The organism is Bradyrhizobium sp. 160 (genome assembly GCF_023073735.1).
GTDB lineage: Bacteria > Pseudomonadota > Alphaproteobacteria > Rhizobiales > Xanthobacteraceae > Bradyrhizobium.
Genome location: NZ_JADPKD010000062.1, coordinates 24,618 through 38,442, shown reverse-complemented (window position 1 = coordinate 38,442; position 13,825 = coordinate 24,618). Strand labels below are relative to the sequence as shown.

13 protein-coding genes are annotated in these 13,825 nt (G+C 64.2%); 4 read left to right on the top strand and 9 right to left on the bottom strand.

What is annotated here, in order from left to right:
* Genes IVA98_RS25415 through IVA98_RS25405 form a run of 3 tightly spaced genes read right to left on the bottom strand, consistent with a single transcriptional unit; the run spans window position 1 to window position 2,841 of the window.
* Window positions 1-1,323 (bottom strand): MFS transporter, encoded by a 1,323-nt coding sequence (locus tag IVA98_RS25415; RefSeq protein ID WP_247301174.1) that lies wholly within the window; start codon window positions 1,321-1,323, stop codon window positions 1-3.
* A gap of 30 nt (window positions 1,324-1,353) precedes the next feature.
* Window positions 1,354-2,577 (bottom strand): cytochrome P450, encoded by a 1,224-nt coding sequence (locus tag IVA98_RS25410; RefSeq protein ID WP_247334117.1) that lies wholly within the window; start codon window positions 2,575-2,577, stop codon window positions 1,354-1,356.
* 54 nt (window positions 2,578-2,631) lie between these two features.
* The gene (locus IVA98_RS25405; protein ID WP_247301172.1) at window positions 2,632-2,841 is read right to left on the bottom strand and encodes a ferredoxin; all 210 of its coding nucleotides are present in this window, start codon (window positions 2,839-2,841) and stop codon (window positions 2,632-2,634) included.
* 135 nt (window positions 2,842-2,976) lie between these two features.
* On the opposite strand from IVA98_RS25405, the gene IVA98_RS25400 reads away from it, so the two are divergent.
* Window positions 2,977-3,621: a TetR/AcrR family transcriptional regulator gene (locus tag IVA98_RS25400; protein ID WP_247301171.1), complete on the top strand. Its 645-nt coding sequence runs from the start codon at window positions 2,977-2,979 to the stop codon at window positions 3,619-3,621.
* Here IVA98_RS25400 and IVA98_RS25395 read toward each other — a convergent pair.
* The 4 genes from IVA98_RS25395 to IVA98_RS25380 all read right to left on the bottom strand — a co-directional run bounded on the left by IVA98_RS25395 (window position 3,618) and on the right by IVA98_RS25380 (window position 7,649).
* Window positions 3,618-4,256, bottom strand: coding sequence for an aspartate/glutamate racemase family protein (locus IVA98_RS25395; protein ID WP_247301170.1), 639 nt, complete (start codon window positions 4,254-4,256; stop codon window positions 3,618-3,620). The genes IVA98_RS25400 and IVA98_RS25395 overlap by 4 nt on opposite strands.
* A 141-nt stretch (window positions 4,257-4,397) precedes the next feature.
* Window positions 4,398-5,411 (bottom strand): amino acid ABC transporter substrate-binding protein, encoded by a 1,014-nt coding sequence (locus IVA98_RS25390; protein ID WP_247301169.1) that lies wholly within the window; start codon window positions 5,409-5,411, stop codon window positions 4,398-4,400.
* A 12-nt stretch (window positions 5,412-5,423) separates the two neighbouring features.
* Entirely contained in the window at window positions 5,424-6,773 is a 1,350-nt protein-coding gene (locus tag IVA98_RS25385; protein ID WP_247334115.1) for an aspartate aminotransferase family protein, read from the bottom strand.
* A 3-nt stretch (window positions 6,774-6,776) separates the two neighbouring features.
* Entirely contained in the window at window positions 6,777-7,649 is an 873-nt protein-coding gene (locus IVA98_RS25380; RefSeq protein ID WP_247301167.1) for a MurR/RpiR family transcriptional regulator, read from the bottom strand.
* Window positions 7,650-7,736: 87 nt separating this feature from the next.
* Here IVA98_RS25380 and IVA98_RS25375 point away from each other — a divergent pair, with 87 nt between their 5' ends.
* Together IVA98_RS25375 and IVA98_RS25370 are read left to right on the top strand one after the other, a co-directional pair.
* Window positions 7,737-8,924 (top strand): amino acid ABC transporter permease, encoded by a 1,188-nt coding sequence (locus tag IVA98_RS25375; RefSeq protein WP_346657736.1) that lies wholly within the window; start codon window positions 7,737-7,739, stop codon window positions 8,922-8,924.
* A 2-nt stretch (window positions 8,925-8,926) separates the two neighbouring features.
* Window positions 8,927-10,033: an amino acid ABC transporter permease gene (locus tag IVA98_RS25370; protein ID WP_247301165.1), complete on the top strand. Its 1,107-nt coding sequence runs from the start codon at window positions 8,927-8,929 to the stop codon at window positions 10,031-10,033.
* A gap of 68 nt (window positions 10,034-10,101) precedes the next feature.
* On the opposite strand, the gene IVA98_RS25365 is transcribed toward IVA98_RS25370, so the two are convergent.
* Window positions 10,102-11,520, bottom strand: a complete 1,419-nt coding sequence (locus IVA98_RS25365; RefSeq protein ID WP_247301164.1) for an amidase — start codon at window positions 11,518-11,520, stop codon at window positions 10,102-10,104.
* Between the two features lie 115 nt (window positions 11,521-11,635).
* Window positions 11,636-12,412, bottom strand: coding sequence for an SDR family oxidoreductase (locus tag IVA98_RS25360; RefSeq protein ID WP_247302350.1), 777 nt, complete (start codon window positions 12,410-12,412; stop codon window positions 11,636-11,638).
* Window positions 12,413-12,564: 152 nt separating this feature from the next.
* Between IVA98_RS25360 and IVA98_RS25355 the strand changes: the two genes are divergently transcribed.
* Window positions 12,565-13,638, top strand: a complete 1,074-nt coding sequence (locus IVA98_RS25355; protein WP_247334114.1) for a tartrate dehydrogenase — start codon at window positions 12,565-12,567, stop codon at window positions 13,636-13,638.
* The last annotated feature ends 187 nt before the right edge of the window (window positions 13,639-13,825 follow it).

Sequence of the window (13,825 nt, the reverse complement as noted above, 5' to 3'; positions counted from 1 at the left end):
CTACTCGTGCCGATGCATTGCAGAGGCGTGCTTGGTGTCGCGCATGGTGGAGTAGATGATCAGCGACAGGCAGATGATGCCGGCAAGATAGAAATAGAACCACTCCTCGTGCCCGATGCTCTTGAAGTAGAGCGCGATCGCCGGCGCCGTGCCGCCGAAGATCGAGACCGTGATGGCGTAGGGCAGGCCGACGCCGAGCGCGCGGACATTGGTCGGGAACAACTCGGCCTTCACCACCGCATTGATCGAAGTGTAGCCGGCGACGAACAGCCAGGCGGCGCAGATCAGGATGAACGCGACGAAGGGTGACTTTGTCTCCTTCAGCGTCATCAGCAGCGGCACGGTCGCGAGCGTGCCCGCGGCACCGAAGAAGATCAAGAGCGGCTTGCGCCCGATCCTGTCTGAGATGGCGCCGTAGATGGGCTGGAGGATGGTTGCGAAAATCAACGTGCCGAAGATCACGAAAGTGGTCTGGTCCTCGGTCAGCCCGACCGAAAGCTTGACGAAGGTCTGCATGTAGGTGGTGAAGGTGTAGAACGCCGCAGTGCCGCCGGCGGTGAGGCCGACGACTAACAGCAGTTCGCGCGGATAGCGCAGCAGATTGGTGATCGAGCCGGTCGGCTTCACCACCTTCTTGGCTTCCTCGAACGCTTCGGTCTCGTGCAGGCCGCGCCGCATCACCGCGGCGAAGATCGCGAGCGCCGCCCCGATCGCGAAGGGGATACGCCAACCCCACTCCTTCAGCTCCGCCGGCGTGAGGAAGACCTTCTGCAGAAGCAGCAGCACGATGATCGCGGTGAGCTGACCACCGATCAGCGTCACGTACTGGAAGCTGGAATAGAAGCCGCGGTGCTTGGGGTCGGCGACTTCGCTGAGGTAGGTGGCGCTGGCGCCATATTCGCCGCCGAGGCTCAGGCCCTCGATCACACGGGCGAGCGCCAGGATCACCGGTGCGGCGAAGCCGATCGTGGCATAGGTCGGCGTCAGCGCGATGATCAGCGAGCCGAAGCACATGAAGACGACGGACAGGGTCAGCGAGATGCGGCGACCGAAATGGTCGGCGAGATAGCCGAAGAACCAGCCGCCCAAGGGCCGCATCAGGAAGGTCGCCGCGAATACGACGGCGACGTTCAATTGCTGGACGACGGGGTCGTTACCAGGGAAGAACGCGGGAGCGAAGTAGAGCGCGAACGCCGTATAGGCGTAGAAATCGTACCATTCGACGAGATTGCCGATCGAGCCGATGAAGATCGCCTTGATCCGCCGTTCAGCGTCGGCAACGTCAAAATGCCCAGAGGCCGGCTTGGTTGCTTGCTCTGTCACGTCCGGCCTCCCGTACTCTGTTGGAGAGGCCTACATCGCCTTTCCGAGCAGAAATGGCAACTGGCGGGGGCCTCTCACCGTGCCCTGCGACCAGGTCACGGTGCCTGCCGGGTCGAGCGCGAAGTCTGGAATGCGTCTCAGCCATTCCTCCAGCGCAACCTGCATCTCCATGCGCGCAAGGTTGGAACCGACGCAGCGATGGATGCCAAGCCCGAAGGCGGCGTGGCGGTTTTCGCGGCGGTCGATCACGACTTTGTCAGCGTCCGGAAACATCTTGGGGTCACGGTTCGCCGCCGGGAAGGACAAGAGCACCATATTGCCCGCCTTGACCGGGCAGCCCGAAATGGTGGTGTCCTGGACCACCTCGCGCGCCATGGTCACCGGCGAATAGGCGCGCAGCAGCTCTTCCACCGCGATCGGGATCAGCCCGGGCTCGGCGATCAGCCGCTCGCGATCGGCCGGCGTTTTCGCAAGATGCCACAGCGAGGAGCCGATCGCGCTCCAGGTGGTGTCGATGCCGGCGATCAGCAGCAGGCGCAGCGAGCCCACCACGTGGGAGTCCTCAAGCGGATTGCCGTCCTTGTCCCTGGCATCCATCAGATAGGAGATCAGGTCATCGGTCGGCTTGGTCTTGCGCGCCTCGATGTGTCCGCTGAAATACGCGCTCATCTCCTCGACGGCCTGGAGCAGCTTGGTCTCGTCCTTGATGCCGAGCTCGAGGATCATGTGGATCCAGTTGATGAAGAGGTCGCTGTCGCTCTCGGGAATGCCGAGCATATGCGCGATCGCGCGCACCGGAATGTGCTTCGTGTAGCTCGCCGCAGCGTCCACGCTCTTTTCGGCGATGAAGTCGTCGATCAGTTCGTTGCAGATGGCGCGGACCCGCGGTTCGAGCTTCTTCATCGCATCCGGCGTGAACGGCGGCAGCAGCAATTGCTTGGCCGGCTTGTGCACGGGCGGGTCGGAGGTGATCGGCGGGGCGGCGTTCTTGCTGGTGATCTCCGGCCGCACGTCGCGGACGATGATCCGGCGCGAGGAGAAATGCGTGGTGTCGTTGGCGATCTCGCGCACCGCTTCATAGGTCGTCGGCAGATAGCAGCCGAGGAAGCGTTTTGTGTGCACCACCGGACTCGCGGCGCGCAACTGGTCCCAGATCGGGAAGGGATCTTCCGTCCATTGCGGATCGGTGTGGTCGAAATCATGGACCCAGTCGGTGACGGGTGGATGGGCGGCAGGCAGGCTGGCGTCGGACATCTCTAATCCCTCGGTTCGTGGTCGCTGAAGACAGGCGAGCGGGCGAAGAGCGCGCTACTCCTCGATCACGTCGATTGCGATTTCCGGGCAGTTGGATTTGGCAAGCCAGGCTTTGTCTTCCAGACCCGGCGGGACCGTGCCGTCGCCGGTTTCATGGGCGTTGCCGAATTCGTCGAGCTCGAATAGCTCCGGCGCGAGCGCCTTGCAGCGGGCGTGGCCCTGGCACTTGTCGGGATCGACGTGAACCTTCAGTCGCTCTGTCATCGCGGCTTCCTCGGTCGTTTGCGCGCGAGGCCCGAAGGCGGCGCGTTTCCTCGTCTGAGTTCTTCTTAAGTTATATCCTATTACATTCGCGACAGGCTTCCCCTGTCAAGCGCAAACTTATAGGCTTCGCTCGATATGCGCTCACAACTCACTCGCAAGCCCGAGAAGACCTACCACCATGGCGATCTTCGCGATGCCTTGATCAAGGCCGCTCTGCGCGAAGCGGAACGCGGCGGCGCCGAGGCGATCAGCATCAAGGCGCTGGCCAAGCAGCTCGGCGTCTCGCAGCCGGCCCCATACCGGCATTTTGCCGACCGCGAGGCCTTGCTCGCGGCGGTGACGGCGGAGGCGTTCCGGCAGCTCAGTGCAATTCTGCGCGAGGCGATGGCAAGGCCGTCGAAGCAATCGAAGCTGTCGCGGCTCGCGCTGGCCACGCTCGATTTCGGCCTCCGTCGCAATGGTGTCTACCGCCTGATGTTTGCCTCGCGCACCGTGTCATGCGCCGCCAAGGGCAGCGAGCTGCACGAGGCCACGCGCGAAACCTTTGCGCTCGTGATCGAGGCCTTGGAGGCTCCGGCGGTCGGTTACTTGCGCGAGCGGCAAGCGCTCAAGATCTGGGCGGCACTGCACGGCGTCGTGATGCTTGCCGAGCAGGGTCTGTTCACCGGCGAGGCGGCGCATGCCACGCGTGAGGAATTGGTCGAGGACTTCGTGAGCGAAACGAAGGCCGCCCTGGCCGTCGCGATCAAGGATGCCCGGCGAAAAAAGAACGGCGCTTAGGCCTTCGCCTTCAGCAGCCTCATCAGCTTGTCGACCGCGCTGTCCGGTGTGGTTACGACAGGGCGGCCGGTGGCCTCGGCGACCAGCGGCGCCGTCGCGGCGATGCTGAACTGCGCCAGCGCAATGACGTCGCAATCGCGCAAATCGCGCGATGCGTCTGCAATCAGCCGATCGTGCGTGGCGCGGTCGCCGCGGTCGAGTGCCGCCAGCGCCCCTTCGGCAAGTTTCGGTACGACCTCGACGGCGGCCGGAAACTCCTCGGGCATCGAGGCCAGGGTCGGCGGGAAAGTCGAGAGCAGGCCGATGCGCTGACCCATGGTCACGGCACGTTCGATCATGGCCTCGTTCGGCCTCAGCACCGGCATCGGTGCATGGGCGCGCGCGACCGCTTCGATGCAGGGACCGAAGGCCGAACAGGTGAACAAAATCCCATTCGCCCCCGTTGCCGCCGCGTAGTCGCCCAGTGCCAGGAAGCGCTCGGTCATGGAATCGCTGAGCACGCCCTCGCGCGCCAGATCGGCCGACAGGCTGTCGTCGAGCAGGTTCATCAGCCGTGCCTCGGGCCAAGCCTTCGCGAACGCCGTCTCGATCGGCGCGATGGAATGCTTGAGGGCGTGGATGAGGGCGATCCGCATATCTTCGCTGCTTCTCCCTCTCCCCGTTCTTACGGGGAGAGGGCTGGGGTGAGGGGCTCTATCTGCGCTAAGGTGAGGGTGGAGAGTCCTGCCTCACCCAGATTGCTGCGCAATCCGACCAAGCGCGGAGAGGTAAACTCCTTACTTGAACGGAATGGCGTACATCAAGCCGCCTTTGCTCCAGAGACCATTGAGGCCACGATCGAGCTTGAGCGGGCTGGCCTTGCCGACATTGCGCTCGTAGATCTCGCCATAATTGCCGGTGGTCTTGATCGCCGCGACCAGCCATTTGTTGTCGAGCCCAAGCCGCGAGCCGAGGTCGCCGGAGGCACCAAGGAGCCGTTGGATTGCAGGCGTCTGCGACTTCGCCATTTCGTCAACATTGGCTTGCGTGACGCCGAGCTCTTCTGCCTCGATCAGGCCGTAATGCAACCAGGTGATGATGTCGCTCCAGACCTCGTCGCCGTTGCGGGTGAAGGGGCCGAGCGGCTCCTTGCTGATGGTCTGCGGCAGCACGACGTAGTCGGCCGGGTTCGGCGCCGCGGTGGTCACTGCACCTGCGAGCGCGGAAGCGTCCTGGGTCATGGCATCGCAACGGCCGCCGAAGAAGGTCTGGTACATGGTGTCGATGCGGTCGAACACCAGCGGCTTCCAGTCGATGCCGTTGGCGCGGCCGTAATCGCCCAGCGTGACCTCATGCGTGGTGCCTTGAGCCACGCAGACGGTGGCGCCCTTGAGGTCCTTGAGCTCCTTCACGCCGAGGTCCTTCTTCACCACGAAGCCCTGACCGTCGTAGAAGTTGATCGGACCCTGCCGCAGGCCCAGCGTGACGCCGCGCAAGTAGGTCTGGGTCGAGTTGCGGTAGAGTACGTCGATCTCGCCCGATTGCAGTGCGGTGAAGCGATTCTGCGCAGTCAGCGAGACGTAACGCACCTTGTTGGGATCACCGAGCACGCCGGCCGCAAGGGCGCGGCAATAGTCGACGTCGAGGCCTTTGTAATTGCCTTGCGAATCCGGCGCGGAGAAGCCGGCAAAGCCGGCGCTGACGCCGCACACCAGCGTGCCGCGGCTCTTCACCGTGTCGAGCGTCGCGGCCGAAGCGACAACAGCCGACGCTGCGAGCACGCCCGCTGCGATAACCACTTTCCTCATCATGCTACTCTCCCCTCAGTTATTGACATTACGCAACACGTTGTCGACGGCCGTGCCAAGCCTGTCGACGATCAGGTCGATCTCGTCTGCGGAAGCGATATAGGGCGGCGCCAGCAGCACGTGGTCGCCGCGCACACCATCCACGGTGCCGCCGCCGGGATAGCAGCCGAGCCCGTTGGCGAGCGCCTCCGCCTTGATTTTCTGGTGCAGCTTGAGCGCCGGATCGAACGAGGTGCGGCTGGCGCGATCGGCGACGAGCTCGATGGCCCAGAACAGGCCGCGGCCCCTGATGTCGCCGACATGGTGGTGATTGCCGAAGCGTTCGGTCAGCCGCTGCTCGAGTTGTCGTCCGCGCTCCCTGACCCGATCGAGCAGGCCGTCCTCGCGGATCACGTTTTGCACCGCGAGCGCGGCCGCGCAGGCGAGGGGATGCGCCAGATAAGTGTGACCGTGCTGGAACGCGCCTGAGCCGGCGCGGATCGTGTCGATGATCTTGCCGCTCGCCAGCATCGCGCCGATCGGCTGGTAGCCACCGCCGAGCCCCTTTGCGATCGCCTGGATATCGGGCGCGACACCTTCCTGCTCCCAGGCGTGCATGGTGGCGGTGCGGCCCATGCCGCACATGACCTCGTCGAGGATCAGCAGCGCGCCGTGCCGATCGCAGATCTCGCGTATCGCCTTGAAGTAGCCGTCGGGCGCGGTCACGGCGCCGGCGGTGGCGCCGACCACGGGCTCGGCGAGAAACGCCGCGACCGTGTCGGGCCCCAGCCGCTGAAACTCGGCCTCGAGCTCGGCGGCAAGGCGCGCGACGAACTGCGCGTCCGACTCGCCCTCGCGCTTCTCGTGATAGACGAAGGCCGGCGTCACGTGGCTGAACGCAGTCGAGAGCAGCGGCGCGTAGGGCGCGCGTCGCCAGGCATTGCCGCCGGCGGCAAGCGCGCCGAGCGTGTTGCCGTGATAGCTCTGCCGCCGCGCGATGAAGTGTTGCCGCTGCGGCTCGCCGCGCTCGATGAAATATTGCCGCGCGAGCTTGATGCTGGCCTCGATCGCTTCCGATCCGCCGCTGACGAAATAAGCATAGGCGAGACCGCCGGGCTCGTGCCCAACCAGCGCTTCGGCCAGCGCCTCGGCGGGCTCGGAGGAGAAGAACGCCGTATGAGCATAGGCAAGCGTCGCGGCCTGCTTCGCCATCGCCGCGATCACGCGCGGGTGCTGGTGCCCGAGGCAGGAGACCGCCGCGCCGCCGGAGGCATCAATGATGCGCCGGCCATCCTCGGCGAAGAGATAGACGCCTTTACCGCCGATCGCCTTAGGCGGCGTTTCGCGCAATGAGCGATGCAGCACACGGCTGGTGCGGGCGGCCATGGGTCAACCTTTCTCTGGGACGTAAGTGGAGGCCGCGGCGAGTCGCGCCTCAGTACTTTCCAGACGCTTCTTCGCGGCAACCCCGCCGAGCGAGAACGTGACCGCCGCGAGCGACTGCGCGATCGCAATCGCGCCAGTGAGGCTCGGAAAGAAGCCGGGGGAGGAGGCCGCCTCGAACAGCAGCACGTGGTCGGCGCCCTCGGCCATGGGTGCCGAGAGACTATCCGCGATGGCGACCAGTGTCGCGCCGGTACGATAGGCCGCCCGTGCGACGCAGACGCTTGCATGCGTGTAGGGCAAGAAGCCGACGACAATGACCGCTTCCCCGGGCCGGAAGGCGCCGAGATCGAGGTCGTCGGGCCCGGAAGCGCCGACGAGCTGGACCTGTTCGGGTCGAAACAGTCGCAGCTCGTAGTTCAGCAATTCCGCGACGCTGCGGCAGCTTCGATAGCCGGCGATCCAAATCCGCTTGGCGTCGTGCAGCGCGCGGGCAGCTTCCGCGATCGGCTGCGCCGGGATCCGTCGAAGACCCGCGGCCTCCGCCTGGAGCTTGTCGATAACGAGCGCGACATCGGCGTTCGGCCCGTGTCGACGGCCCTTTGCGCGGCCGGAGAAGGGCGCCGCCTGCGATGGCCGCCGCGCCTCGGTCAGCGCCGCGCGCAATTCCTCCCAGCCGGAATAGCCGATCGCCTTCGCAAGCCGCGTGAACGCGGCAGGATCGGCGCCGGCTTCCGCCGCGAGATCGCGCATGGAACGGGTGGTGGCGTCGTAATCGTTGGCGGCGACGAAACGTCCGACCTCCTGCAAGCGCATCGGGAGCGATGGCAATGCAATACGCAGCTCGCTCAACGGCGAGGATTTCGCAGGCTCGACCATGAAACATTTGTTGCATGAATTGAGGTTTGGTGCAACACTTGACGTGCGCTGCCGGAAGTCGCTGCCTTTTGAGAAGGTTTTTGTGCCGTGACATCAGACGTGCCGAGACCGCCGCCACGCCGTCGTTTCTTCGGCGCCTTCGGGCGCCGCGAGCTGAAAGGCCTGTTCTGGCAGGTGCTGGTCGTCGGCATCGCGGTTGCGGTCATCGCTTTCCTTTGGTCCAACACCGTCACGAACCTCTCGGCTCGGCGCATCACGACCGGCTTCGCCTTCCTCGGTCGCGAGGCCGGCATGCCGATCGCCGACAGTCTGCTCGCCTATAATCCGAGAGACACTTATTTTTGGGCGTTCGTCGTCGGCGTCACCAACACCTTGCGCGTTGCCGTGATCGGAATCGTGCTCGCGACGATTTTGGGCACGCTGATCGGCATTTCGCGATTGTCGGCGAACTGGCTGCTGTCACGGCTCGCTGCGGTCTATGTCGAGACGCTCCGCGACATCCCGCTGCTGCTTCAGCTCCTGTTCTGGTACGTATTGATGCAGGCGCTGCCGGCCGCACGCGCCGCGTGGCGACCAGTCGAGGGTGTGTTCCTGTCCAATCGGGGCCTGATCCTGCCGGCGATCCCGTTCGGGCCGGCGCAGCTCGCGGTCCTCGGCACCGCCGTGCTGGGTTGCGCGGTGCTCTATATCGTCCGGCGATCGCTGGTCGCGCAGCAGATGCGCGATGGCAAGCCGCGGTCGGCGTGGCCCTTTGCGGTTGCGCTGGTGATTGCGTTGCCGGCGCTGGCGTCCGTGCTGCTCGGTGCATCCTGGAGCATCGAATGGCCCGAGTTGCGCGGCTTCAACTTTGTTGGTGGGCTGACGCTGGCGCCGGAATATTTCGCGCTGTTGCTCGCACTCGTCACCTACACCTCGGCCTTCGTCGCCGAGATCGTGCGCAGCGGCATCCAGTCGGTGCCGCGGGGACAGTGGGACGCCGCCAACGCGCTTGGCCTGCGCCGCAGCTTCATGCTGCGGCAGATCATCCTGCCACAGGCATTGCGCGTGATCGTTCCGCCGATGACCAGTCAGTATCTCAATTTGACAAAGAACTCATCGCTTGCGGTCGCGATCGGTTACCAGGACGTGGTCTCGATCGCCAACACCACGCTGAACCAGACCGGGCAGGCGATCGAGGCGATCGCGCTGATCATGGCGGTGTTCTTGACCATCAGTCTCGGGATCAGCTTTTTCATGAACTGGTACAATGCGCGCATCGCGCTGGTGGAGCGCTGAGAATGACGGCGATCAGCGATATGCCGGACGTGCCGCGTGCCGCTCGCCGCCCGCAAGTTGGTAATCCGATGCTGCGCTGGCTGCGCAGCAACTTGTTCTCCTCGATTCCGAACGGCATCCTCACGATCGTGCTGCTGGCGGTGCTCGCGAAGGGCGTGATCAGCTTCGTGCAATGGGGCATCGCCAGCGCTGTCTGGCTTACGCCGGCGAATGATTCCAGCGCTTGCCGCGCGGTGCGCGGCATCGGCGCCTGCTGGGCTGTCATCCCCGAAAAGTACCGCTTCATCCTGTTCGGCACCTATCCATTCGACGAGCAGTGGCGACCGGCGTTGTCGGTCGTGCTGTTCATCGCGCTGTTCTATCTCTCGACCCGCCGCGCGCTGTGGCGGCGCGAACTCGTTTTCATCTGGATCGGTGCACTCGCGCTGATCAGCGTGCTGATGTGGGGCGGGGTGCTCGGGCTCTCGTTCGTCTCGCAGGACCGCTGGGGCGGATTGCCGGTCACGCTGATCCTGGCGACGTTTGGACTCGCGTTCGGCTTTCCGCTCGGCATCCTCGTCGCGCTCGGCCGTCGTTCGAAGCTTCCGGCAATCCGCTCGCTTAGCGTGCTCTATGTCGAGCTGATCCGCGGCGTGCCGCTGGTGAGCCTCTTGTTCATGGCGAGCGTGATGTTTCCGCTGTTCATGCCGAGTGGGTTCAACATCGACAAGCTGTTGCGCGCACAGATCGCGATCATACTGTTCGCGGGCGCCTACCTTGCCGAAGTCATCCGCGGTGGTCTCCAGGCCGTACCGCGCGGGCAGTATGAGGCTGCCGACGCGCTGGGACTGTCCTACTGGCGCAAGCACCGGCTGATCATCTTGCCGCAGGCGATCCGCCACGTCATCCCGCCACTGGTCAACACCTTCATCGCCTTCTTCAAGGATACCAGTCTCGTGCTGATCATCGGCATCTTCGACCTGCTGACGACGGCGAAGACCGCGATCATCGATCCCGCTTGGCAGCAGTTTTCCGTCGAGGTCTATATCTTCGTCGCCGCAATCTATTTTGTCTTTTGCTTTGCGATGTCGCGCTATAGCCGGAGTCTGGAGGCATCAGGCGCGCGGTGACGCTCGGCCCCGGCGATGCAGCGCATCGCTGAAAGAGCGCTGCGCTGCATCCGGGCACCAGAGCGAGATTAATTCTTCACCTTCGGATCAATCGGGGTCGTGCCGCGCAGGCCCAATATATCCTCCAGCACCTTCGCGCCTGCAATCACCTGCGCATCTGCGCGCGGTGCGCCGACCACCTGCACGCCGACAGGCAGGCCGGACGCGGTAAAGCCGCAGGGCAGCGACAGCGACGGGCAGCAGGCGAGCGTGATGGCGTAGACGATGCCGAGCCATTCGACATAGTTCTCGAACGTCTTGCCGGCGCATTCGGCGACATAGCGATGCTCGACCGGGAAGGGCGGCACGATCGTCGTCGGCACCAGCAGGAGGTCGTAGGTCTTGAAGAACTCGACGGCGCGCGCCGTCATGCCAACGCGCTGGGCCTCGGCGCGCGCAAGCTGCTCGACGGTGAGCTTGAGGCCTTCCTCGATGTTCCAGATCACCTCGGGCTTGAGCAGGTCACGCTTGGTCCGGAGAAGTTGCGCCTTGCTGATCGCGAAATCGAAAGCGCGCAGCACGTGGAAGCATTCATGCGCCTCGCGCCAGTCCGGATGCGCCTCCTCGACGATGACGCCGGCCTCGGCAAAACGTTCAGCCGCCTTGCCCGTGATCGCCTTGACCTCGGGATCGACCGGCGTGATGCCGAGATCGGGCGAATAGGCGATGCGCTTCGGCCTCTTGCCAGACTGCGCCGCCGAGAGAAAAGAAGTCAAAGGCGCCGGCAGCGACAGCGGATCGGCGGCATAGTCGCCGCTCATGGCATCCAGTAGCAGCGCGAGATCCTCGACGTTGCGTGCCATCGGACCCTGCACGCCCAGATTGCGGTCGATGCCTGCCTTCGGCGTATGCGCGACGCGGCCGATGCTCGGCCGCATGCCGACGATGCCGCAGAAGCTCGCAGGGCTGCGCAGGCTGCCGCCCATGTCTGAGCCCTGCGCGAGCCAGGCCATGCCGGTGGCGAGCGCAACTGCTGCGCCGCCGGAGGACCCGGCCGCAGATTTCGAAGTATCCCAGGGATTGAGGGTCGCGCCGAATACCTCGTTGAAGGTGTTGGCGCCGGCGCCGAATTCCGGAGTGTTGGATTTGGCGTAGACGACTGCGCCGTTGGCCTCGAGGTTCTCGACCATGAGATCGGATTTCGCTGGGATGTTGTCCTTGAAGATCGGCGAGCCCTGGGTGTTCAGCACGCCCGCAACGTCGGTCAGATCCTTGATCGGCACCGGCAGGCCCGCGAGCAGCCCGCGCGCGCCGGCCGGCTTCTGCATCAGCGCCTTGGCGTTATCCCGGGCGCGGTCGAAGCACAGCGTCGGCAGCGCGTTGACCTTGCTGTCGACTTCACTGATGCGCTTCTCCAGCACATCCAGCAGCTCGAGCGGCGAGACGTCGCCGGACCGCAATTTGTCGACGACGGTGCACGCAGTTTCGCGAATCAGCTCTTGAGACAATTATCGTGCTCCTGTGTTTCAACCATCATTGCGAGCGTAGCGAAGCAATCCAGACTCTTACCCGCCGATACATTCCTGGATTTGCTTCGCTGCGCTCGCAATGACGAGGACAGAGTTAACCCCAGCCGGCGCTGATGCCGCCATCGACGGTATAGATCACGCCCGACGTATAGCCCGAGCGATCCGACGCCAGGAACGCCATGAGGTCGCCGATCTCGCGCGCATGCGCAGGGCGCCCGAGCGGCAGACTCTTCTGGAATTCCCTGTAGCGGCTCTCGTCGCCGAATTGGTGCTTTGCCCGCGTCTTGAGCAGCGTGACGTGGCGGTCGGTGCCGACAGGGCCGGGATTGATGCCAACCACACGGATGTTGTCGGCGAGACTTTTTCCACCGAGGGCACGGGTGAACGCCATCAGCGCAGCATTGCCGGCGCTGCCGCAGATGTAATTGGCATCAAACTTCTCGCCGGCCGCGCCGATGTCGTTGACGATCACGCCGCCACCCCTGGCCTTCATCTGCGCGTAGATCTGCCGCGTGAGGTTGATGTACCCGAACACCTTCAATTCCCAGGCGTGCCGCCAGGTCGCCTCGTCGATCTTGTCGATGGACCCGCCGGGGATGTCGCCGGCATTGTTGACGAGGATGTCGATGCCGGCGGCCTCCTTGGCGAGCCGCGCAATGTCCTCGGCTTTGCGCAGATCGACGACACTCGTCGCGGCGTCGATCTGGTGCGCGGAACGCAACCGCTCGGCCAGCGCCTTGAGCTGCTCGCCGCTGCGGGCTGCAAGCAGCAGATGCGCGCCTTCCTCGGCAAACGCCTCAGCGGCGGCCGCGCCGATGCCCTTGGATGCGCCCGTGATCAGGACGCGCTTGCCGCGCAGATGCAGATCCATGAGGGGTACTCGCAGGATGGGAACAGGATCAGATCAGTAGGCGCTCGGTCGCGCCACGGTCAACATTGCAGTGCAGCGTTGCACTGCCGCCGCGTTTGGTCCATTGCAGTGCAATCAAAAGGCGGCTGCCGAAACCAACCAAGGACGTCTCGATGAGCAAGAAACAATACCGGATCGCAATCATTCCCGGCGACGGCATCGGCAAGGAAGTGATGCCTGAGGGCCTGCGCGTTTTGGAGGCGGCGGCGAAGAAGCACGGGGTGTCCCTGCAATTCGACCATTTCGACTTCTCGTCCTGGGATTATTACGAGAAGCACGGCCAGATGATGCCAGATGACTGGAAGGAAAAGATCGGTAAGCACGATGCGATCTATTTCGGCGCGGTCGGCTGGCCGGCCAAGATTCCGGATCACGTCTCGCTGTGGGGCTCGCTGATCAAATTCCGCCGCGAGTTCGACCAGTATGTGAACCTGCGTCCCGTGCGGCTGATGCCCGGCGTGCCGTCGCCGCTGGCGAACCGCAAGCCCGGCGACATCGATTTCTGGGTGGTGCGCGAGAACACGGAAGGTGAATATTCCTCCGTCGGTGGCCGCATGTTCCCGGACACCGAGCGCGAGTTCGTGACGCAGCAGACAGTGATGACTCGCACCGGCGTTGACCGCATCCTGAAGTTCGCCTTCGAACTCGCGCAGTCGCGGCCGAAGAAGCACTTGACCTCGGCGACGAAGTCGAACGGCATCTCCATCACCATGCCCTATTGGGATGAACGCGTGGAGGCGATGGCCAAGAAGTTTCCGGGCGTGAAATGGGACAAGTACCACATCGATATTCTCACCGCGAACTTCGTGCTGCATCCAGACTGGTTCGACGTCGTGGTCGGCTCCAATCTGTTCGGTGACATCCTCTCCGATCTCGGCCCGGCCTGTACCGGCACCATCGGCATCGCGCCGTCTGGCAACATCAATCCCGAGCGCAATTTCCCATCCGTGTTCGAGCCGGTGCACGGCTCGGCGCCCGATATCGCGGGGCAGGGCATCGCCAACCCGATCGGCATGATTTGGTCGGGCGCGATGATGCTCGAGCATCTCGGCGAGAAGGAAGCCGGCAAGTCGATCGTCGACGCGATCGAGCGCACGCTCGCCGAACGCACGCTGCGGACGAAGGACCTCGGCGGCAATGCCGACACCACTGCCTGCGGCAAGGCGGTGGCGGAGATGGTAGACTAGTTCGCTGTTTTACCCTCTCCCCTTGTGGGAGAGGATGGCTTCAATGCGAAGCGTCGAAGACGGGTGAGGGTGTATCTTCGCGGAAGCAGACCTCTCATTGTGGGTTTTTGCTCGCTGCGAGAACCCCCTCATCCGGCGCTTCGCGCCCCCTTCACAAGGGGAGAAGGGGAAGACAAGCGTGCTTCGC

Bases quoted from the DNA above. Each gene is read 5' to 3' on its own strand.
- IVA98_RS25380 (WP_247301167.1), bottom strand. From the start codon at position 7,649: ATGGTCGAGCCTGCGAAATCCTCGCCGTTGAGCGAGCTGCGTATTGCA.
- IVA98_RS25395 (WP_247301170.1), bottom strand. From the start codon at position 4,256: ATGCGGATCGCCCTCATCCACGCCCTCAAGCATTCCATCGCGCCGATC.
- IVA98_RS25400 (WP_247301171.1), top strand. From the start codon at position 2,977: ATGCGCTCACAACTCACTCGCAAGCCCGAGAAGACCTACCACCATGGC.
- IVA98_RS25385 (WP_247334115.1), bottom strand. From the start codon at position 6,773: ATGGCCGCCCGCACCAGCCGTGTGCTGCATCGCTCATTGCGCGAAACG.
- IVA98_RS25410 (WP_247334117.1), bottom strand. From the start codon at position 2,577: ATGTCCGACGCCAGCCTGCCTGCCGCCCATCCACCCGTCACCGACTGG.
- IVA98_RS25370 (WP_247301165.1), top strand. From the start codon at position 8,927: ATGACGGCGATCAGCGATATGCCGGACGTGCCGCGTGCCGCTCGCCGC.
- IVA98_RS25405 (WP_247301172.1), bottom strand. From the start codon at position 2,841: ATGACAGAGCGACTGAAGGTTCACGTCGATCCCGACAAGTGCCAGGGC.
- IVA98_RS25360 (WP_247302350.1), bottom strand. From the start codon at position 12,412: ATGGATCTGCATCTGCGCGGCAAGCGCGTCCTGATCACGGGCGCATCC.
- IVA98_RS25390 (WP_247301169.1), bottom strand. From the start codon at position 5,411: ATGATGAGGAAAGTGGTTATCGCAGCGGGCGTGCTCGCAGCGTCGGCT.
- IVA98_RS25355 (WP_247334114.1), top strand. From the start codon at position 12,565: ATGAGCAAGAAACAATACCGGATCGCAATCATTCCCGGCGACGGCATC.